We start from the raw sequence: 18,627 nt of genomic DNA on the forward strand, positions 1-18,627 counted from the left end.
GCTGGGCGTGCGGTACGGACTCCTACTACCTCCGACGTTACCCGAACGGCGGTACGCCCCCCAGGCCGCCGAGGCGCCGTCTACGCCTTCCCGGCCCCTCGGGGCCACAGGTCCGGGTCCGGGGTGAAGCGGATGCGGAGCTCTTCGTCGGCGAGGGCCGCGCCGGAGACGGTGCAGCGGCGCAGCGCGGCGGGGAGCGGAACGATCCTGCGGTACGGGCCCACCGTGAGCAGCAGCTCGTCGCCGCGCCGGACCAGGCCCAGCTCCCGCTTCTCGGCGCCGGGCAGCGGGACCCGCCAGAGCAGCACCCCGTCCTCGGCGATCCGGTCCTCGACGGTCCAGGCGGGGCGGGGAGCGATCGCCGGGGCGGGGGCCGGGGCCAGCTCCGCCAGGTCCTCGGGGCCGTGCGGGTCCCGGCCCAGGTGGGGTACGGACAGCACCGGGAGGCTCGCGTCCCCGGCCCACCGGGCGGCGTACTTCTCCTGCTGGGCGGCGAGTCCCGCCAGCCACGGGTCGGGGGATCCGGTGGGCAGCATCCGGTTGGCGACGAGCGCCGAGACGGGCAGCCGGAACAGGGCGAGCCCGAGCCTGCCCAGGCGCAGCGCGGCGTCGGCGGCGGGTCCCGGTTCGGCGACGAGCCGTACGGAGGTGGTGGGGGCCTCCAGGACGTCCTGGACGGCCGCGAGGTCCTCGTCCCAGCGGGCGGCGGCCTCGTACAGCCACTGCGCGGGCATCGGGACACCGGCGAGCTGGGCCAGTACGGGGCGCAGGGCGCGGGCCGCCTGGCGCTCCGCGGGGAGCAGCCGGGCGAGGTAGCGGCGGAGCTGGGCGGGGAGGGCGAGGGTGGTGATCGCCTGGTGCAGCGGAGGCAGGTCGACCACCACGAGGTCGGTGCCGGGCTCGTCCGCGGCCCGCCGCAGGGCACGGAGCAGGGCGAACTGCTCGGCGCCGGGCAGCTCGGTGATCTCGTCGGCGTGCAGGGGGCGGGCGCCGAGCATCCCGAGCACCGCGGAGCCGCGCTCCTGGAGCGAGACCAGCTCCCGGCGGAACTCCTCGCCGGACTCGACGCGGGCCACCCTGAGCGTGCCTTCCGGGGCGACGGGCGGGTCGGCGGGGCCGGCGCAGAGCAGGAGCACCCGGTGGCCCTGCCGGGCGGCGGCCAGGGCGGTGGCCGCCGCGACCGTACTCCGCCCGGCGCCGCCGGGGCCGGTGACGAGAAGGGTGTGCATGGTGCTCCTAGCTCCGCGTGTGCCTGGCCGCCGCATCCCCGGCGGGGCCCTGGCCGACCCCCGCCAGCCTGCCACGCCCCCGGAGCCCACCCGGCCCTGACCCTGGGCCCTGGCCCTGACCCTGGGCCCTGGCCCTGGCCCCGGCCCTGACCCCGGCGCTGACCCCGGCCCCGGCCCTGACCCCGGTGCTGGCGCTGGCGCTGGCGCTGGCCCTGGCCCTGGCCCCGGCCCTGACCCCGGCCCTGGCCCTGGCCCTGGCCCTGGCCCCGAGAGCCTCCGCCCTGCCTCTTCGGCGGACGCCGGGCCGCTAGGGCGCGGCCCTGGCTGCGGGGTGCCGCTGCGCGGGGCGGAGTTCCCCTACCCGCCCTTCCACCGTTCCCCGGGCGCTGCCCGGACCCCCTGGGGCTCCGCCCCAGACCCCGGTCCTCAAGCGCCGGACGGCTGAAAAGACCCAGGCCCCGCGCCTCGAAGGCCGGCGCCGTATGCGCAGCTCACGGCACGCTGGCGCAGGGGTCCGGGGTCCGGGGGCCGGCCCCCGGCGACGGGTCCGGGCGGAGCCCGGGGAACGGGCGAAGGGCGGGTAGGGGAACCCGCCCCGCAGGGCCCGGCCACCCGCACCCGCCCACCGGACCCCACGCCGGGACGGCGGTGGCGCCAGCCCCCGCCCCGCCACCGCCGGACGGAGTCCGGCGCAGCGGCGCGAAGCCGGGGAGGCCCGCCAGGGCCGCACCGCGCGAGCGGCGCGTCAGAAAGGTGCGCGGCGCGTCAGGAAGGTGCGCGGCGCGTCAGGAAGAGGTGCTCTCCACGCGCTTCTTCAGGCCCGCCAGCGCACGGTCGATGATGACCTTCTCCGCCTTGCGCTTGATCATGCCGAGCATCGGGATCTTGACGTCCACGGTCAGCGAGTACGTCACCTCGGTGCGCGCACCGCCCGCGACCGGCGCCAGCTGGTAGGACCCGTCCAGCTGCCTCAGCATCTGGGACTTGTCCAGCGTCCAGCTGACCGTGTTCTCCGCCGGCCAGGTGTACGCCAGCGTGTGGTCGTCCTTGATCGCGCCCGCGTCGAGCAGCAGGCGGACGAGGGAGGCCCGGCCGGCGTCGTCCTTCGCCAGGACCTCGGCCTCCTTCACCTCGCCGGTCCACTCCGGGTAGCGGGCGAAGTCGGCGATCACGGCCATGACGTCGGCAGGGGTCGCCTCGATCATGATGCTCGAGCTGGTGTGTTCCGCCATCGCGGTCGCTCCTCCGGGGGGAGTTCGAGGAAGTGTGCGGACGGCACTGGGCCGCCGCGTGAAGGCTATCGCGCGTCAAGACCTCACCACTCCAGGGCCCACGGCCTTCCCGTGGCGGCGAAGTGTCCGACGTTCACGCACTCGGTGGCGCCGATCCGCATCCGCCGGGCGAGCGGCTGGTGGACGTGGCCGAAGAGCGCGTACCGGGGCCGCATCCGGCGGATCGCGGCGAGCAGCGCCCCGCTCCCCCGCTCGAAGCGCCGCGCCACCGTGTCGTAGCAGAGCTCCGGCACCTCCGGCGGGATGTGCGAGCACAGGACGTCGACCTCGCCCAGCGCCTCCACCTTGGCCGCGTACTCCTCCTCGGGCACCTCGTAGGGGGTGCGCATCGGCGAGGGCAGTCCGCCCCCGACGAAGCCGAAGACCCGGCCCCCGATCTCGACCCGCTGCCCGTCGAGCACGGTGAGGCCGGGGCCTGCGTACTCGGCCCAGAGTCCGGGGATGTCCACGTTTCCGTACGTGGCGTACGTCGGCCGGGGGAAGGCGGCGAACATTTCGGCGTACTGGCGCCGGACCGCGCCCTCGACGAGCCGTTCCCGGTCCAGCCCGTCCCACAGTCCGCGGGCGAAGTCCCGGGCCTCGTCGAAACGGCGGGCGGTGCGCAGAGCGACGATGTGGTCGGCGTTCTCGACGCCGAAGAGGTCGGGGAAGATGCCGCGCGAGTGGTCGGCGTAGTCGAGGAAGAGGACGAGGTCGCCGAGGCAGATCAGCGCGTCGGCGCCTTCCCCGGCCCGCGCGAGCGCCTCGGTGTTGCCGTGCACGTCGCTGACGACGTGAATTCGTGTCCGGTTCTTCGTACCACCCATAGAGCCACCCATGCGGCCACCCTAGGCGCGCCGGGCCACCGTGGGGAGGGAATCAGGTCAGGCGGCCGGACCTGCGGTTACTTCCGAGTCGCAAACCGGGTCGACTACTGTCGACGGGAAACGGCCGCGACATGTGACGCAGGGAACATCTGGCCGGTTCCCTCTATCCGGAACCCCCTACCGGTGGGTAACGTCGCGTCGGTCCACATGGTGGCGATGGCGCCCAGAGGAGCAGCAGTCTTGCGCGAGTTCAGCCTTCCGGCCCTGTACGAGGTCCCGTCGGACGGGAACCTGACGGATCTCATCCGCCGCAATGCCGCGCAGCATCCCGACACCGCCGTCATGGCCCGCAAGGTCGGCGGCGCGTGGCAGGACGTCACCGCGACCGAGTTCCTCGCCGAGGTCCGCACCGCGGCGAAGGGCCTGATCGCGGCCGGCATCCGGCCCGGCGACCGGGTCGCCCTGATTTCCCGCACCCGCTACGAGTGGGTGCTGATCGACTTCGCGATCTGGAGCGCGGGCGCCGTCACGGTCCCCGTGTACGAGACCAGCTCCCCCGAGCAGATCCAGTGGATCCTCGGCGACTCCGGCGCCGTCGCCGTCGTCGTGGAGTCCCCCGGGCACGCCGCGGCCGTGGCCGCCCTGCGCGACCGGCTGCCGGAGCTGCGCGAGGTCTGGGAGATCGAGCAGGGCGCCCTGGAGACGCTGAAGGCGGCCGGCGCCGAGGTCTCCGACGCCGAGGTCGACGAGCGCAGCGCGCTCGCGGGCGCCGACGACCCGGCCACCATCGTCTACACCTCCGGCACCACCGGGCGCCCCAAGGGCTGCGTGCTGACCCACCGCAGCTTCTTCGCCGAGTGCGGGAACATCGTGGCCCGGCTGCGTCCGCTCTTCCGGACCGGCGAATGCTCCGTGCTGCTCTTCCTGCCGGCCGCGCACGTGTTCGGCCGCCTGGTGGAGGTGGCGGCCGTGCTGGCGCCGATCCGGCTGGGCTGCGTACCGGACATCAAGAACCTGACCGACGAGCTCCAGTCCTTCCGGCCCACGCTGATCCTCGGCGTGCCGCGCGTCTTCGAGAAGGTCTACAACTCGGCCCGCGCCAAGGCCCAGGCCGACGGCAAGGGCAAGATCTTCGACGCGGCGGCCGAGACGGCGATCGCGTACAGCCGCGCGCTGGACCTGCCGGGCGGGCCGTCCCTCACGCTCAAGCTGAAGCACAAGGTCTTCTCCAAGCTGGTCTACAGCAAGCTGCACACGGTCCTCGGCGGGCGCGGCGAGTACGCGATCTCCGGCGGGGCCCCGCTGGGCGAGCGGCTCGGCCACTTCTTCCGCGGCATCGGCTTCACCGTGCTGGAGGGCTACGGCCTGACCGAGTCCTGCGCGGCCACGGCCTTCAATCCGTGGGACAAGACGAAGATCGGTACGGTCGGCCAGCCGCTCCCGGGCTCCGTGGTGCGCATCGCCGACGACGGCGAGGTGCTGCTGCACGGCGAGCACATCTTCAAGGAGTACTGGAACAACCCGTCGGCCACCGCCGACGCGCTGACCGACGGCTGGTTCCACACCGGTGACGTCGGCACGCTCGACGAGGACGGCTACCTGGCGATCACCGGGCGCAAGAAGGAGCTCATCGTCACGGCGGGCGGCAAGAACGTGGCGCCCGCGGTCATCGAGGACCGGATCCGGGCGCACGCCCTGGTCGCGGAGTGCATGGTGGTCGGCGACGCGCGGCCGTTCGTGGCCGCGCTGGTCACCATCGACGAGGAGTTCCTGGGGCGGTGGGCCGCGGAGAACGGCAAGCCGGCCGGTGTGACGGCGGCCCAGCTGCGCGAGGACGCGGACCTCATCGCCGCCGTCCAGCAGGCCGTGGACGACGGCAACGCGGCGGTTTCCAAGGCGGAATCGGTGCGGAAATTCCGCATTCTGCCCTCCCAGTTCACGGAGGAGTCCGGGCACATCACGCCTTCGCTGAAGCTGAAGCGGAATGTGGTGGCGAAGGACTTCGCGGACGAGATCGAAGCCCTCTACCGGGGCTAGCGGGGACTGGCGCCCCGCGGCCGGAGGCCGCTGATCAGCGGGGGTCGGAGAGGACCCGCGCCATGTTCCGTTCCGCGAGGGCGGTGACGGTCACGAAGGGGTTCACGCCGAGCGATCCGGGGATCAGCGAGCTGTCGGTGACGTAGAGGCCCTGGTAGCCCCGGACGCGTCCGAAGTCGTCGGTCGCGTCCCCGAGGACGCAGCCGCCCAGCGGGTGGTACGTGAAGTTGTCGGCGAAGTTCTTGTTGTCGCCGAAGAGGTCGTAGCGGTAGATGGTGAAGTTGGCCCGGTTGATCCGGTCGAAGAGGCGCTTGGCGGCCTGCACGGACGGGGTGTTCTGGTCCCGGGTCCACTGGAGCTTCGCCGAGTCGCTGGCCGCGTCGTAGGTGAAGTGCCCGCGCTCCGGGTTCTTGGTGATGGCCAGGTACATCGAGATCCAGTGCTCGAACCCCATGGGGAGCGGGGCGATCTCGGCGAAGACCGGGTTCGAGGCGTTGTCCCAGTCGTCGATGCCGAGGGCGGGCATGGTGGCCTGGTTGGCGCCGACGGTGTCCCACAGGTGGTTGGCGCGGGCGGTCATGACGTTGCCGTTGTGGCCCCAGCCGAGGCCCACCTTGTCGTTCAGGGCGGGCAGGGTGCCGGTCTCGCGGGCGCGCAGCAGGATCTCGGTGGTGCCGAGGCTGCCGGCGCCGAGGAAGAGCTGTTTGCAGCCCAGTTCGCGGACCTGGGTGACGCGGCCGGTGAGGTCGCTGGTCCGCACGGTCAGGACGTAGCCGCCGGCCGGGTCCTGCCGTACGCCGACCACGCGCTGCATGGTCTCGATGGTGACGTTCCCCGTGCCCAGGGCGGCGGCGAGGTAGGTCTTGTCCACGCTCTTCTTGCCGTGGTTGTTGCCGTAGATGACCTCGCCCGCGAGTGCGGATCTGGTGGCGGTCCCGGCGGCCTCGCGCTTCATGTACTCGAAGTCGTAGACGTTGGGGACGAAGGTGGTCTTCAGGCCGGTCTTCTGGGCGTGCTTGCGGGAGATCCGGGCGAACCGGTACCACTCGGTGGACTCGAACCAGGCCGGGTCCATGTCGTTGACCCCGAGCATGGCGCGGGCCCGGGGGTAGTAGGTGCCGTACATCTCGTCGGCGTCGACCCGGGGCAGGATCTCGGTGAAGTACGAGCGCTTCGGCGTGGGCGCCATGCCGCCGTTGACGAGGGACCCGCCGCCGACGCCGCGGCCCACGTACACCGACATGTCCCCGTAGTTCACCCGGTCCAGGACGCCGGGGTACGGGCTGATGTTGCGGTTGACCACGTCCAGCCAGAGGAACTGGGCGAGCGGGGCCTCGGTGCGGTTGCGGAACCACATCGAGCGCTGGTCGGGGGCCGAGGTGGCGGGGAAGACCTTCCCGTCGGCGCCCGGGGTGTCCCAGAGCCGGCCCATCTCCAGGACGACGGTCCGCACGCCCGCCTGCCCGAGCCGGAGCGCGGCGACGGCGGATCCGTAGCCGGAGCCGACGACGATGGCCGGTGCGTACGTGGCGGCCGCGGGCTCGGCGGCGGCCGCGGACTGGAGCCCGATCCGGGTGAAGCCGAGGGCCGCCGCGGTCTGCAGGGCGCCGAGACCGAGAACATGACGACGCGTCAGGTTTGGTGTCATGGCCGCATCATGAGCGGATTCCGCTCAACCGGCCATAACCCGCACTGACACGCTTCTGAGTAACAGTCGGACATGGCTCGACCGTAGGCGGGCCCCACCCCGGCCCGTACGGTTTGATCGACTCTGCCCGCGATCGGGCCCTCGGGGGCGATAATCCCCCTCCGTGCGGAAAGGGCCCCCGGCGCCGGGATCGGCCTCGCGCCCGGCGCGCAGGACTACAGCAGCTCGCGCAGCCGCTCCGCCAGCAGGTCCCAGCGCCACTTCTCCTCGACCCAGGCACGGCCGCGCTCGCCCATGCGCGCGCGCAGGGCCGGATCCCGGAGCAGGGCGACGACGCGCTCGGCGGTCTCGGCCGGGGCCCCGCCGCGGACCACCCAGCCCGTCTCCCCGTCCAGCACGGCGTCCGGGGCGCCGCCGGAGTCGCCCGCGATCACCGGCAGGCCGGTGGCGGAGGCCTCCAGGTAGACGATCCCGAGGCCCTCCACGTCGAGCCCGCCGCGCCTGGTCCGGCAGGGCATCGCGAAGACGTCACCGGCCCCGTAGTGGGCGGGCAGTTCGGACCACGGGACGGCGCCCGTGAAGACGACGGACTCCGCCACCCCGGTCGAGGCGGCCAGTGCCCGCAGGTCGGCCTCGTAGGGGCCGCCGCCCACGATCAGCAGGACGGCGTCCGGCAGCGCCGCCAGGATCCGCGGCATCGCCTCGATCAGCGTGTCCTGGCCCTTGCGGGGGACGAGCCGCGAGACGCAGACGACCACGGGCCGGTCCGTCAGGCCCAGCCTCGCCCGGACCTCGGCGCCGCCCGAACCCGGGTGGAAGGTCTTCTCGTCCACCCCCGGCGGGAGCTGCGTCATCCGCGCCGCCGCCCGGTCCGTCAGCGCCGGGGCGATCCGCGAACGGGTGTACTCCCCCAGGTAGGTCAGGGTGTCCGTGCCCTCGCCGATGCGCCGCAGCAGTTGGCGCGCCACCGGGAGCTGCGCCCAGCCCGCCTCGTGCCCGTGCGTGGTCGCCACGATCCGGCGCGCTCCGGCCCGGCGCAGCGCGGGGCCCATCAGGCCCAGCGGGGCCGCCGCGCCGAACCACACCGACGAGCAGCCGTGTTCGCGCAGCAGGCCCACGGCCCGGCGGGTGACCCGGGGGGTAGGCAGCAGCATCGTCGTGCGGTCGCGGACCACCTGGAAGGGCTGCTCCGCGTCGAAGGCGGCGGTGGCGGCGCGGGCCTCGGCGGAGTGCTTCCAGGTGGAGGCGTAGACCACGACCCGGTCGGGGTCCAGGCGCAGCGCCATGTTGTGCAGGAAGGCCTGGATGCCCCCCGGCCGCGGCGGGAAGTCGTTGGTCACGATCAGCGTCTTGTCCATCGCCTGCCGACCCTACCGGAGCGGCGCCTGCGGGGCTCCGACCGGCGTACGGGGCTGCGTGCGCGGGCCAGGCAAGATCCGAAAGAGACGGCCTAGCGGAACTCCCTGCGCAGTTCCTGCTGCCAGGCGGACGTCAGCCCCGCGGGATCCGTCCCCAGGGTGTCCGCCAGCGCCGTCGGGAGGGACTCCCGGCCGGACTTCTCGTAGAGGGAGACCAGCGCCGCGTCCCCCCACCGGCGGGCGACGAGCCGGCAGGCCAGCCAGGAGCCCTCGTAGGCCCGCGCCAGCGCGTCCGCGTCCCCGCCGAAGGCGAAGGCCCCGGCCGCGGGAAGCTCCCCCGGCAGGTCGCCCCGCCGCACCGCGCGGGCGAGGGAGGGCGCGGCTTCGGCCGGGGTGCGGCCGCTGTCGCGGTAGGCGGCCCAGTCCGCGAACCCCTCGGAGAGCCAGAGCGGGGTCCGGGCGGTGGTCGCCGCCCGGGTGGCCACGTGGGTGGTCTCGTGGGTCAGGATCACCTGGCGGCCCTCCGCCGTGAGCTGCCCGTACCCCTCCGGGTTCACCACGACCCGGTCGGCGGGGGCGGGGCCCGCGCCGGTCCGCCCGGTGGTGACCGCGCCCAGGCCCCGGTACTCGTCCGCGGGCCGCCCCAGCAGCGCCGCCATCGCGTCCAGCGAGCCGGGCACCAGCACCACCACCCGGCCCGCCCACGGCCGCGGCCAGGCCGCGCTCGCCGCGGGCACCGCCTTGTCGGCCTCGGCGGCGATCTCGGAGAGGGACCCGGAGCTCTGGCCGGAGCCGCCGAGCACCAGGGCGTGCGCCCCGCGCTCCACGGACACCGGGCCCTGGTCCCACAGCTGCGGCAGGGCTCCCGGGGCGGGCCGGTCGGCGGTCACCGCCCAGGAGCCGCCGCCCCGGGTGAGCTCCACCTCGCGGGCGGAGCCTGCCGGCGCGGTGTCGTAGCCGGTGAGCCGGTAGCGCAGCTCGGCGCGCGCGAAGGCCCGCACACCTTCCACCCGGACCGCGGAGACCTCGTACGCCCAGCCCTCCAGCGGGATCGCCGCGAGGGCCGCGGGCGGGGCCGCCGACCAGTCGGCCACGGCCCGCCGGACGTCCCGTTCGACGGAGTCCGCCGACGGTACCCCGGAGCCTGTACCGGACCCGCCGAGCCCGGACCCGCATCCGGCGAGCGGCACGCACAGCACCAGCAGGCAGAGCAGCACCAGCGACAGCGGGCGAGGGGTCGGGCCCAGGACCGGGAGCATCACCCGATCGTACGCAGCGCAGGGGCAGGGGGGCGTCTCGCCGATCGGGGCGGATCAGGGAGCGGGGTCCGGTGCCCTGCATCGCAAGGCGGAGGGGGAGTCGACGCGGAGCGTCGGCGAGTGACGACAACGCGGCGAGGCGCGGCACCGGACCCCGCGAGCCCGGCCTGACCGGCCAGACCGGCCAGACCGGCCAGACCGGCCAGACCGGCCAGACCGGCCAGACACCCTAGGGCCTGGTCACCGAGGACACCGGCATCATCCCGACGGGGTCGTACCGCACGCGCGCCCCCGGGTACGGGGCGTGCACCACCTGGCCGTTGCCGACGTACATGCCGACGTGGCTGGCGTCCGAGCGGTACGTCACCAGGTCCCCCGGGCGCGCCTCCGACAGCGGCACCCGCCGTCCGGCGTGCCGCTGCGCCTGCGAGGTGCGGGGCAGGGCCACGCCCGCCTGCCGGTACGACCACACCATCAGGCCGGAGCAGTCGAAGCCGGAGGGGCCGGTGGAACCCCATACGTAGGGCCGCCCGACGGCGGACCGGGCCGCCATCACGGCGGTCGCGGCGCGGCCGGAGGAGGGACCGGAGGCCGCGGCGCCGGGGAGCTCGGGCAGGGCGTCGGGGCGGCCACCGGAGCGCGAGGCCCGGTCGAAGTCGGCGCGCTCCTGCGTGGGCATCGCGTTCAGCAGCCGGCGGGCCGCGGCGAGCTTGGCGGTGACGGCGCGCTTCTCCTTCGCCACATCGGCGCGCAGGGCGTCGAGTTCGGAGAGCTTGCGGGAGGCCTCCTGGCGTTCCTGGCCGAGCCGGCGCTGCTCGGCGCGCAGTTCGTCGAGCCGGCGGGCCTGGCGGCCGGAGAGCCGGTCGAGGGCGGCGGCCTTGTCGAGGTAGTCGTCCGGGTCGTCGGAGAGCATCAGCTCGACGGAGGGGTCGATGCCGCCGGCCCGGTACTGGGCTCCGGCGTAGGCACCGAGCACCCCGCGCATGGTGTTGATGCGGTCCTGCCCGCGGGCCACCGCGTCCTGGACCCGGTCGACTTCGGCGCGCAGCCGGCCGGCGCGCTCGCCCGCCTGGTTGAAGCGCTCGGTGGCCTGTTCGGCCTCTTCGAAGAGCCGGTCGACCTGGGCGCGGGTGCCCGCGGAGGGCTCCTGCGGGAGGCCGGGAGCCGCACCGGCGGGTGTGCCCGACATGAGAGCCGCCGCTCCCGCCGCCGCGGCGGTGAGGACGGTGACCTTGGTGTTCCGGTCGAGGGCGCTGGGCCCGGACCGGCGATGGGACGCCACGTGAAACCGCTCCCTCCTGCTGAGCGGGACCCGGGTCCGCCCTCCGTGGACGGCCGTGTGCCGGGGTTCCGCGCTGGCAGACAGTAGCCGCGCGGGAGGGCACCGGCCAACGACCTCCGGCGGGCACGCACAGTGACGCCCCGTCGGAGACGCAGGTCACCGGCGGGGCGTGTGGTCGGAGCGGGGCCTCGGAATTCGCCCGGATGGGCGGTGTGCGGCGCGTCCGCTCGGCCCCCGGGCGGAGGCACCGGGGGCTCGGGGGCGTCAGCCCACGCGAACGCCGAACTGGAACGGCATGTTGTCGATCGATTCGTACTTGACGCCGCTGCGCGGGTTCGAGGCGTGGAGCACCGTGTTGCCGCCCGCGTACAGGCCGACGTGGTGCAGGTCGCCGTAGAAGAACACCAGGTCGCCCGGCTGGAGCTGGCTCCTGCCGATCCGGGTGCCGTCGTTGATCTGCGTGAACGTGGTGCGCGATATGGACACGTTCGCCTGCTTGTACGCCCACTGGGTCAGGCCCGAGCAGTCGAACGAGTTGGGCCCTTCGTGCCCGGATATGTACGCGCTGCCGATCTTGGTCTTGGCGGCCGCGAGGGCGGCGCCGGCACGGCCGGAGGGCTTCACGTTGCCGAGATCGGGGGCGCGTCCCTCGGCGCCGCGGCTGGCGCGGGAGTCGTCGTCCTTGATCTGCTGCCGCTCCTGGGCGGTCAGGGAGTTGAGGAGGGCCTGGGCCTCGGCGAGCTTGTCCGAGGAAGCCTTCTTCTTCTCACCGAGCTCCTTGCGGGTGGCCTCGAGGTCGGTGAGCTTGCCCGCGGCCTCCTGGCGCTGCTGCGCGAGGGTGCGCTGCTTGGCCTGGATCTTCTGGACCGCTTCGACCTGCTGACCGCTCAGCTGCTCCAGGGTGGAGGCCTTGTCGAGGTAGTTGTCCGGGTCGGCCGAGAGGAAGAGCGCGAGGGACTGGTCGATGCCGCCGCTGCGGTACTGGGCGCTGGCCATCGAACCGAGCGTGCCGCGCAGCGCGTTGAGGTCCGCCTGACCGCGGGCGACCTGGTCCTGGAGCTGCCCGATCTCGGTCTCGAGCTTGTCCTGGCGCTCCTGGGCCCCGTTGAACTTCTCGGTGGCCTGCTCCGCCTCTTCGTAGAGGGCGTCGACCTTCGCCTTGACCTCGTCCTTGTTCGGCTTGGCGGGGGCGGCGTGAGCGGCCTGCCCCGAGAGGACCACGGCGGCTGCCGCGGTGACGCCGAGCACGGTCGTGCGCATGCGGGTCGGCTGCTTGGGTCGACGGTGGGACGCCACGAAGGCGATCTCCTTCTTCCTAGAGCCGCCGAAGGACGCAATCCGTCCTAGAGACTCAGCGACACCTTCGCTGCCACCCCGAATGAGTGAACTACCGCACGAAGGTTTGACTGACCCTAGTGACCCATCTGTGATCAGTTCAAATCCTGTCGGCAAAAAACTCGCCGTGCGACCAGGTTCTTTACCTACAGCGCACGCTCTGTGTCGATGACTTGACGGTACGTTCCCGTGAGGCCCTGCCAATTCCGGCATTGGGCCCACCAGTTACGAAACGCGCGAAAGCCGCTTCAGCAACAAGGCGGACGCCACCGGCCGCGCTCCGGCCTTGGCCACCCCGTCGGCGACCTCGCGGTCGGTGGAGACCACCACCACCGGACGGCCCGCCGGTTCGGCGCGCACCAGCTGGCGGATCAGCTCGTCCGCCGTCACCCCGGCCTTGGAGAACAGCACCCGCACCCCGCGCGGCGGCGCGAGCAGCACGGGGGCGGCCAGCTCCGCCCCGTCGAAGACACAGGTCATCTCGGCGCCCGTCTGCGCGGCGAGCATCGACAGCCCGCCCAGCAGCCGCAGTCGCTGCTTCTCCAGCGGCATCGTCGGGTAGCCGGTCTTGGTGACGTTGTAGCCGTCGACCACCAGATGGGCCTGCGGCAGCGCCAGCAGCTGGTCCAGCAGCGCCGGGTCCGTCTCCGACAGGGCGCGCGCCGCGATGTCCTTCGGGGTCATCCGGCCCGGCTCCACGGCCTCCACCGTGTCGGCGGGCCGCGTGGAGACCGGCGGCAGCGCAAGCTCCCGGCGCAGTCCCGCGGCCGCGTCCAGCACGGTGTCCAGGAGCAGCCGCAGCCGCATGTCCTCGATGCTGCGCCCCTCGCGGGTGGCCCGGCGCGAGGTCTCCAGCGCCGATTCCACCTCTGCGAGGCGGGACTTGAGCCGCCGGCTCTCGCTCTCCGCGGTGGTCACCCGGGCGGCCGCCTCGGCGCGGATGCCGTCGACCTCCGCGTTGATCTTGCGCAGGGCGGCGTCGCCCCGCTTGACGTCGCTGAGGGCGCTGCGCAGCTTGCGCTGAAGCGATTCCGCTTCCTTGCGCGCCGCTTCCAGCTCGGCCCGCACCTGGTCGACACCCGTGCGCTGCAGTTCCCGTACGTGGGCCAGCTCCTCGCGGAGCCGCTCCATCTCGCGGCGGGCCTCCTCGTCGACCCGCTCGGCGTCGGCGCGCTGCGCCTCCTCGCCCGCGGCGGCGACCAGCTTGACCCAGCCGGCCGGCCGCAGGACGTACGCGGCGGCCGCGACGTCCAGCGGATCGGCGGCGGCGGGCGGCGCGCCCGACTCCAGCGCGGAGGCCAGGTCGGCCTGCGCCTCGCGGAGCTTCTCCGCGACCCGGCCCCGGAAGACGGGGTCGCTCTCCACGGCCGTGGCCATGGCGTTGCCCGCGAACTTGGCGCGCCGGGTCGGGGTGAAACGGGCGTACTGGCGCAACTGCGCCGGGAGGTCCGCGACCGTCAGCCCGCCGAAGGCGTCGGAGACGAGTGCGACGACCCGGCGCCGCACGCCTTCCGGCAGCGGGCGGTCGAGCACCTCCGCGGCGTCGCCGGCCGCGTCGGCCGGCTCAGCGCCGCTTGCTGGCTCCACAATCCGTCACCCCTACCGTCATTCACCTGTGGGCGGGACTCGTCAGGAGTCCGCGCCCGGCCTGTCGACGAGCTCGATCTGGTCCACCGCGTTGCACCAGCGACAGCGGACCGACTCGATGGTCTCATTGACCACCTCGCGCTCCTCGACCTTGGGCTCCCCGGCGAGGTCCAGGTGGACGTACTCCACTACCTTCGACGAACGGGTGACGTCGAAGCGCGTGAGGTTGCCGCACAGGGTGCAGCGCCACCGGGTGGTGTCGGTCGGCAGGGGAACCGTCATCAGGCCGCTCTCTCCTTCTATCGCTCACATGGAGCAAGCACGGCACCCTCCCGTGTCGTCACGGGTGGCGCGCGCGTGCGTGCGTAGCTCGTAACCCTACGGCCTGCCGCACCCGCTGGTGGGCCCGGCTGGGTCATGCTCGGTCGCATGATCGTAAGGTGGCAGGCCGTACGCGAGGCCGCCCGGGGCCCGGTGGTCACCCACGCGCTGATCGCCGGCTGCTGCGTGGTGTTCGTGCTGAGCCCGGCGTCGGGGCTGAACCCGGTCTACGGGACGGGCGATCAGCTGCTCGCCAACGGGACGGCGTACTTCCGGCGCTGGGGCGTGGTCCCGGACGAGCTGTTCACCGGCTCGGGCAGGGCGGCGCTCACCCCCCTCACGGCCCTGTTCGTGCACGGGAGCTGGCTGCACCTGCTGGGCAACATGCTCTTCCTCCACGTCTTCGGGGCGATGACGGAGCGGCGCATGGGCCGGGCCGGGTTCCTCTGCTTCTACGTCTGTACGGGCTACCTGGCCCTGGCGGCGTACGCGGCGGCCTACGCCTCCTCCGACCAGACCCTGGTCGGGGCCTCCGGGGCGATCTCCGCGGTCCTGGGCGCCTTCCTGTACCTCTTCCCCAAGGCGCGGGTGACGAGCCTGTTCCCGTTCCTGTTCTTCCTGCCGCTGCGCTTCCCCGCGTGGATCGTGCTGATGTTCTGGTTCGGGCTCCAGTGGCTGGCGGCGCACCGGGCGGCGAGCGGACCCGGAGTCGCCTATCTGGCCCACGTGGTGGGCTTCTCGGTGGGCTTCCTCTACGCGTGGGCCCGCTACCGGGGTGGGACTAGAGTGGGTCGACCAGTGACAGTAGGCGAGGGAGACAGCCAACCGTGATCACCGCACTCGTGCTCATCAAGACCAGCGTGGACCGGATCCCCGAGATCGCCGAGGCCATCGCCGCGCTGGACAGCGTCAGCGAGGTCTACTCGGTCACGGGTACGTACGACCTCATCGCCATGGTGCGGGTGTCCCGGCACGAGGACCTGGCCGACATCATCCCCGGCAGCATCAGCAAGATCCCGGGCGTGGAGGCGACGGACACGCACGTGGCGTTCCGCACGTACTCCCAGCACGACCTGGAAGCGGCCTTCGCGATCGGCCTCGACGCGTAGCGGCTTCAGAGCACGGGCAACGCCTCGCCCGGGCGGGCGGGGCGGCCCTCTTCCTGCCGGAAGAGACAGCCGCGCAGGTGGCCGGCGAGGTCCCCGTCGATGTGGGCGACGTACGCGCGGGCCCCGCCGGCGCTTCCCGCTCGTCCTCCCGGCGCGACACCGACCACTTCCGGTCCAGCGCCACGGCCCGCTCCCGCACGCGGGCCCGGTCGCGCCACCACCCGCGGATCAGCTCCGGGGTCCGGTGGTCGTCACCGTCCCGGGCCCGCGGCCGGTATCGGATCCCGGTGGGTCATGCCCCGAAGGCTCTCTCAGACGGCCGGGACGCAGCGGCCCTCTTCGGTGCGGTACTGCCACTTGGCGCCGTCCGCGACGAGCTCCTTGACCGCGCGGACGAAGCGGTCCACGTGCTCGTCGGGGGTGCCGGCGCCGAAGCTGACGCGGATCGCGTTCAGCGACCGCTCCCCCGGGGCCGCCTCCGGGGCTCCGCACTCGCCCTGGGCCTGCGGCTCGCTGCCGAGCAGCGTGCGGACCAGCGGGTGGGCGCAGAACAGGCCGTCGCGGACGCCGATGCCGTACTCGGCGGAGAGCGCGGCCGCGAAGTGCGAGCTGTTCCAGCCGTCGACGACGAAGGAGATGACGCCCACGCGCGGGGCGTCGTCGCCGAAGAGGGACAGGACGCGGACCGCCGGGACCTCGGCGAGGCCTTCGCGGACCTTGGCGATGAGGTGCTGCTCGCGGGCGACGAGGTTCTCGAAGCCTGCCTCGTTCAGCGCCTTGCAGGCGGAGGCGATGGAGTAGACACCGATGACGTTCGGGGAGCCGGCCTCGTGGCGGGCGGCGGTGGTGTGCCACTCGACGTCCACGCCGCCGTCCTCCCGGCGGGCCACCTTGCGGGAGGCGCCGCCGCCCGCGAGGTACGGCTCGGCCTCCTGCAGCCAGTCGGCGCGGCCGGCGAGCACGCCCGAGCCGAAGGGGGCGTAGAGCTTGTGTCCGGAGAAGGCGACCCAGTCCACGTCGAGGTCCTGGACCGAGACGGGGTGGTGCGGGGCCAGCTGGGCGGCGTCCAGGACGATGCGGGCGCCGTGGGCGTGCGCGGCGGCGGCGAGTTCCTTGACGGGCCACAGCTCGCCGGTGACGTTGGAGGCTCCGGTGACGCAGACCAGCGCGGGGCCGTAGGGGTCCCGGTCGGCCAGGGCGCGCTCCAGGGTGGCCACGGCCTCGTCCGGGGTGCGGGGGGCGTTGAGGTAGGTGACCTGGGCGTTCGTCCACGGGAGCAGCGAGGCGTGGTGCTCGGTCTCGAAGACGAAGACCTGGCAGCCGGCGGGGAGCACGGCGGCCAGCAGGTTGAGCGAGTCGGTGGTGGACCGGGTGAAGACCACCTGGTCGCAGGGGCGGCAGTCGAGGAACTCGGCGACCGTGACCCGGCTCTGCTCGAACAGGTCGGTGGAGAGCTGCGAGAGGTACCCGGCGCCGCGGTGGACGCTGCCGTAGTACGGGGCGTACGCGGCCACGTCGTCCCAGACCCGCTGGAGCGCGGGGGCGCTGGCCGCGTAGTCGAGGGCGGCGTAGGTGACCTCGCCGCCGGTGACGAGCGGCACGGTGACCTCGCGGCCGAGAACCGCCAGCGGCTCGGCACAGGCAGGGCCCTCGGCCGCGGAGGTGAGGGCGGCGGCAGTGGTGGTGGCGCCAGAGGCGAAGGACGCGGACAGGGTTGCGGACATGGCGGTATCTCCCGGCAGGCAGGTGTGAATGGCTTCGGTGTGCCCGTACGCGGATACGGCGCTGCGGCCGTTCGGGGTACGGGAGTGCCCCGGGAACGCGGATCGGCCGCCGCACACGGATGTGCTGCCGCAGGTGTGCTGCGGGTACGCGGAAGTGACCCTGTTCCGAGGGGTGAAGAAGGGGCGGAGTCGCCCTATCGCATTCGCTTGCTCACGGAAAACGCTCCTCGAGAGACCAGGACCCCTGGTGTTCGAGGGATCCGCGCTTGCCGTAGGCCTCACTGCCTACGACCTGGTCATCACCCGGGGCACCCCGCCACGGAAGGAGGGTTGCCGGACAGCAAGCCGGGGCCTAAACGCTGTCACTCGTGACCTGAGGAGCATCCTGCCACATGATCTTCCGAACGCAAGACCCCGGTCCACATGGCGGACCGGGGTCAGTGCCGGATCTTGGCCGGATCCCGTCGGAACGGTCAATCTTCCCGGCGGCTACGCGTTGCTCGCCGCCACCCAGCGGGCCAGCGCCTCCCGGGCCGCGCCCGAGTCCACCGACTCCGCCGCCCGTACGACACCGGCGGCGAGCTGCTCCTCCAGCGTGCCCGTGCCCGGGTCCAGGGCGACCAGGGCCGCCGCCGAGTTCAGCAGCACAGCGTCGCGCACGGGGCCGGTCTCGCCGGCCAGCAGGCGGCGGGCCACGTCGGCGTTGAACGAGGCGTCCGCCCCGGCCAGGGCGGAGACCGGGACCAGCGGGATGCCGATGTCGCGCGGGTCGAAGCCCTGCTCCCTGACCTCGCCGTCACGGACCCACCAGACCCGGGAGGTCGCCGTGGTGGTGAGCTCGTCGAGCCCGTCGTCACCGCGGAAGACCAGCGCCGAGGAGCCCCGCTCCGCCAGGACGCCCGCGACGATCGGGGCCACCCGCGCGTCGGCCACACCGGTGGCCTGCGCCCGGACCCGCGCCGGGTTGGTCAGCGGGCCGAGGAAGTTGAAGGTGGTCCGGATGCCCAGTTCCCGGCGGGCCGCCGCCACGTGCCGCAGCGCGGGGTGGAACTTGACGGCGAAGCAGAAGGTGATCCCGGCTTCCTCGGCCACCTCCACGACCCGCGCGGGGGTGAGGTCGAGGTTGACGCCCAGCTTCTCCAGGACGTCCGAGGAGCCGCTCGCGGAGGAAGCGGCCCGGTTGCCGTGCTTGACCACCTTGGCGCCCGTGCCGGCCACCACGACGGCCGACATCGTGGAGATGTTGACCGTCTTGGCCCCGTCGCCGCCGGTGCCGACGATGTCCACCGTCCGGCCCGGCACCTCGATCAGGTTGGCGTGTTCGTACATGGCGCGGACCAGGCCGTTGATCTCGGCCACGGTCTCCCCCTTGGCCCGCAGGGCGACGGCGAAGCCGGCGATCTGGGCGTCGGTGGCCTCCCCGCGCATGATCCGGTCCATGGCCCAGGCCGTGTCGTCGGCGCCGAGGTCACGGCCGGTCAGCAGGGCGTCCAGAAGGCCCGGCCAGCCGCGGGCCGCCACGCTGTCGCCGCCTGCCGGGGTCACCAGGTTCATGGTCCGCTCCTGCTGCTCATCGAGGATTCCACGTCGGATGGGAAGGGGATCAGCCTATCCAGCCCCGGGGACGGCAAAGAGCCCCG

Annotated in this window: 16 protein-coding genes and 1 riboswitch; of the genes, 4 read left to right on the forward strand and 12 right to left on the reverse strand. The window is 73.3% G+C overall.

Annotation, left to right across the window (positions count from 1 at the left end; translation table 11 throughout):
- Positions 1 to 80: 80 nt before the first annotated feature.
- Positions 81 to 1,229: an ArsA family ATPase gene (locus tag ACFYM0_RS28305; RefSeq protein WP_388506247.1), complete on the reverse strand. Its 1,149-nt coding sequence runs from the start codon at positions 1,227 to 1,229 to the stop codon at positions 81 to 83.
- A gap of 185 nt (positions 1,230 to 1,414) precedes the next feature.
- Here ACFYM0_RS28305 and ACFYM0_RS28310 point away from each other — a divergent pair, with 185 nt between their 5' ends.
- On the forward strand, positions 1,415 to 1,540 hold the full coding sequence (locus ACFYM0_RS28310; RefSeq protein WP_388506248.1) for a hypothetical protein: 126 nt from the start codon (positions 1,415 to 1,417) through the stop codon (positions 1,538 to 1,540).
- Positions 1,541 to 2,014: 474 nt separating this feature from the next.
- Here ACFYM0_RS28310 and ACFYM0_RS28315 read toward each other — a convergent pair whose 3' ends face one another.
- Positions 2,015 to 2,461 carry an SRPBCC family protein gene (locus tag ACFYM0_RS28315; RefSeq protein ID WP_388506250.1) on the reverse strand — a complete coding sequence of 149 codons (447 nt, stop codon included), beginning with the start codon at positions 2,459 to 2,461 and terminating at the stop codon, positions 2,015 to 2,017.
- An 83-nt stretch (positions 2,462 to 2,544) separates the two neighbouring features.
- The gene (locus ACFYM0_RS28320; RefSeq protein ID WP_388506252.1) at positions 2,545 to 3,339 is read right to left on the reverse strand and encodes a metallophosphoesterase; all 795 of its coding nucleotides are present in this window, start codon (positions 3,337 to 3,339) and stop codon (positions 2,545 to 2,547) included.
- A gap of 228 nt (positions 3,340 to 3,567) precedes the next feature.
- On the opposite strand from ACFYM0_RS28320, the gene ACFYM0_RS28325 reads away from it, so the two are divergent.
- Positions 3,568 to 5,364, forward strand: coding sequence for an AMP-dependent synthetase/ligase (locus ACFYM0_RS28325; RefSeq protein WP_388506254.1), 1,797 nt, complete (start codon positions 3,568 to 3,570; stop codon positions 5,362 to 5,364).
- A gap of 34 nt (positions 5,365 to 5,398) precedes the next feature.
- On the opposite strand, the gene ACFYM0_RS28330 is transcribed toward ACFYM0_RS28325, so the two are convergent.
- The 7 genes from ACFYM0_RS28330 to ACFYM0_RS28360 form a co-directional block, all read right to left on the reverse strand.
- Positions 5,399 to 7,012 carry a GMC oxidoreductase gene (locus ACFYM0_RS28330; RefSeq protein ID WP_388506256.1) on the reverse strand — a complete coding sequence of 538 codons (1,614 nt, stop codon included), beginning with the start codon at positions 7,010 to 7,012 and terminating at the stop codon, positions 5,399 to 5,401.
- Positions 7,013 to 7,227: 215 nt separating this feature from the next.
- A complete protein-coding gene (locus ACFYM0_RS28335) occupies positions 7,228 to 8,370 on the reverse strand; it encodes a glycosyltransferase family 4 protein (RefSeq protein ID WP_388506257.1) in 1,143 nt (380 codons plus the stop codon).
- 92 nt (positions 8,371 to 8,462) lie between these two features.
- A complete protein-coding gene (locus ACFYM0_RS28340; protein ID WP_388506259.1) occupies positions 8,463 to 9,629 on the reverse strand; it encodes a hypothetical protein in 1,167 nt (388 codons plus the stop codon).
- A gap of 229 nt (positions 9,630 to 9,858) precedes the next feature.
- The gene (locus tag ACFYM0_RS28345; RefSeq protein WP_388506260.1) at positions 9,859 to 10,911 is read right to left on the reverse strand and encodes an NlpC/P60 family protein; all 1,053 of its coding nucleotides are present in this window, start codon (positions 10,909 to 10,911) and stop codon (positions 9,859 to 9,861) included.
- Between the two features lie 264 nt (positions 10,912 to 11,175).
- Positions 11,176 to 12,207 (reverse strand): NlpC/P60 family protein, encoded by a 1,032-nt coding sequence (locus ACFYM0_RS28350; protein WP_388506262.1) that lies wholly within the window; start codon positions 12,205 to 12,207, stop codon positions 11,176 to 11,178.
- Positions 12,208 to 12,471: 264 nt separating this feature from the next.
- On the reverse strand, positions 12,472 to 13,836 hold the full coding sequence (locus ACFYM0_RS28355) for an NYN domain-containing protein (RefSeq protein WP_388506540.1): 1,365 nt from the start codon (positions 13,834 to 13,836) through the stop codon (positions 12,472 to 12,474).
- A 39-nt stretch (positions 13,837 to 13,875) separates the two neighbouring features.
- Positions 13,876 to 14,115 carry a hypothetical protein gene (locus tag ACFYM0_RS28360; protein ID WP_008738811.1) on the reverse strand — a complete coding sequence of 80 codons (240 nt, stop codon included), beginning with the start codon at positions 14,113 to 14,115 and terminating at the stop codon, positions 13,876 to 13,878.
- Positions 14,116 to 14,250: 135 nt separating this feature from the next.
- On the opposite strand from ACFYM0_RS28360, the gene ACFYM0_RS28365 reads away from it, so the two are divergent.
- Both ACFYM0_RS28365 and ACFYM0_RS28370 read left to right on the forward strand, forming a co-directional pair.
- On the forward strand, positions 14,251 to 14,985 hold the full coding sequence (locus tag ACFYM0_RS28365) for a rhomboid family intramembrane serine protease (protein WP_388506264.1): 735 nt from the start codon (positions 14,251 to 14,253) through the stop codon (positions 14,983 to 14,985).
- Positions 14,982 to 15,263, forward strand: a complete 282-nt coding sequence (locus tag ACFYM0_RS28370) for an Lrp/AsnC family transcriptional regulator (RefSeq protein WP_266877137.1) — start codon at positions 14,982 to 14,984, stop codon at positions 15,261 to 15,263. Before ACFYM0_RS28365 ends, ACFYM0_RS28370 begins: the two co-directional genes overlap by 4 nt.
- Positions 15,264 to 15,574: 311 nt before the next feature.
- Here the strand turns inward: ACFYM0_RS28370 and ACFYM0_RS28375 are convergent, their stop codons facing one another.
- On the reverse strand, positions 15,575 to 16,987 hold the full coding sequence (locus ACFYM0_RS28375; protein WP_388506266.1) for an aminotransferase class V-fold PLP-dependent enzyme: 1,413 nt from the start codon (positions 16,985 to 16,987) through the stop codon (positions 15,575 to 15,577).
- 257 nt (positions 16,988 to 17,244) lie between these two features.
- Positions 17,245 to 17,361: riboswitch (SAM riboswitch) on the reverse strand.
- Positions 17,362 to 17,476: 115 nt separating this feature from the next.
- Complete coding sequence (gene trpD / locus ACFYM0_RS28380; RefSeq protein WP_388506268.1) at positions 17,477 to 18,541, reverse strand: anthranilate phosphoribosyltransferase; 1,065 nt, start codon at positions 18,539 to 18,541, stop codon at positions 17,477 to 17,479.
- Between the last annotated feature and the right edge of the window lie 86 nt (positions 18,542 to 18,627).

Source organism: Streptomyces sp. NPDC006487 (genome assembly GCF_042870555.1).
Taxonomy (GTDB): Bacteria; Actinomycetota; Actinomycetes; order Streptomycetales; family Streptomycetaceae; genus Streptomyces.

What these genes read in the sequence shown, in the direction of transcription:
- ACFYM0_RS28375 (WP_388506266.1), bottom strand. Translation starts at nt 16,987, where the DNA reads ATGTCCGCAACCCTGTCCGCGTCCTTCGCCTCTGGCGCCACCACCACT.
- ACFYM0_RS28315 (WP_388506250.1), bottom strand. Translation starts at nt 2,461, where the DNA reads ATGGCGGAACACACCAGCTCGAGCATCATGATCGAGGCGACCCCTGCC.
- ACFYM0_RS28330 (WP_388506256.1), bottom strand. Translation starts at nt 7,012, where the DNA reads ATGACACCAAACCTGACGCGTCGTCATGTTCTCGGTCTCGGCGCCCTG.
- ACFYM0_RS28365 (WP_388506264.1), top strand. Translation starts at nt 14,251, where the DNA reads ATGCTCGGTCGCATGATCGTAAGGTGGCAGGCCGTACGCGAGGCCGCC.
- trpD (WP_388506268.1), bottom strand. Translation starts at nt 18,541, where the DNA reads ATGAACCTGGTGACCCCGGCAGGCGGCGACAGCGTGGCGGCCCGCGGC.
- ACFYM0_RS28335 (WP_388506257.1), bottom strand. Translation starts at nt 8,370, where the DNA reads ATGGACAAGACGCTGATCGTGACCAACGACTTCCCGCCGCGGCCGGGG.
- ACFYM0_RS28305 (WP_388506247.1), bottom strand. Translation starts at nt 1,229, where the DNA reads ATGCACACCCTTCTCGTCACCGGCCCCGGCGGCGCCGGGCGGAGTACG.
- ACFYM0_RS28340 (WP_388506259.1), bottom strand. Translation starts at nt 9,629, where the DNA reads ATGCTCCCGGTCCTGGGCCCGACCCCTCGCCCGCTGTCGCTGGTGCTG.
- ACFYM0_RS28360 (WP_008738811.1), bottom strand. Translation starts at nt 14,115, where the DNA reads ATGACGGTTCCCCTGCCGACCGACACCACCCGGTGGCGCTGCACCCTG.
- ACFYM0_RS28320 (WP_388506252.1), bottom strand. Translation starts at nt 3,339, where the DNA reads ATGGGTGGCTCTATGGGTGGTACGAAGAACCGGACACGAATTCACGTC.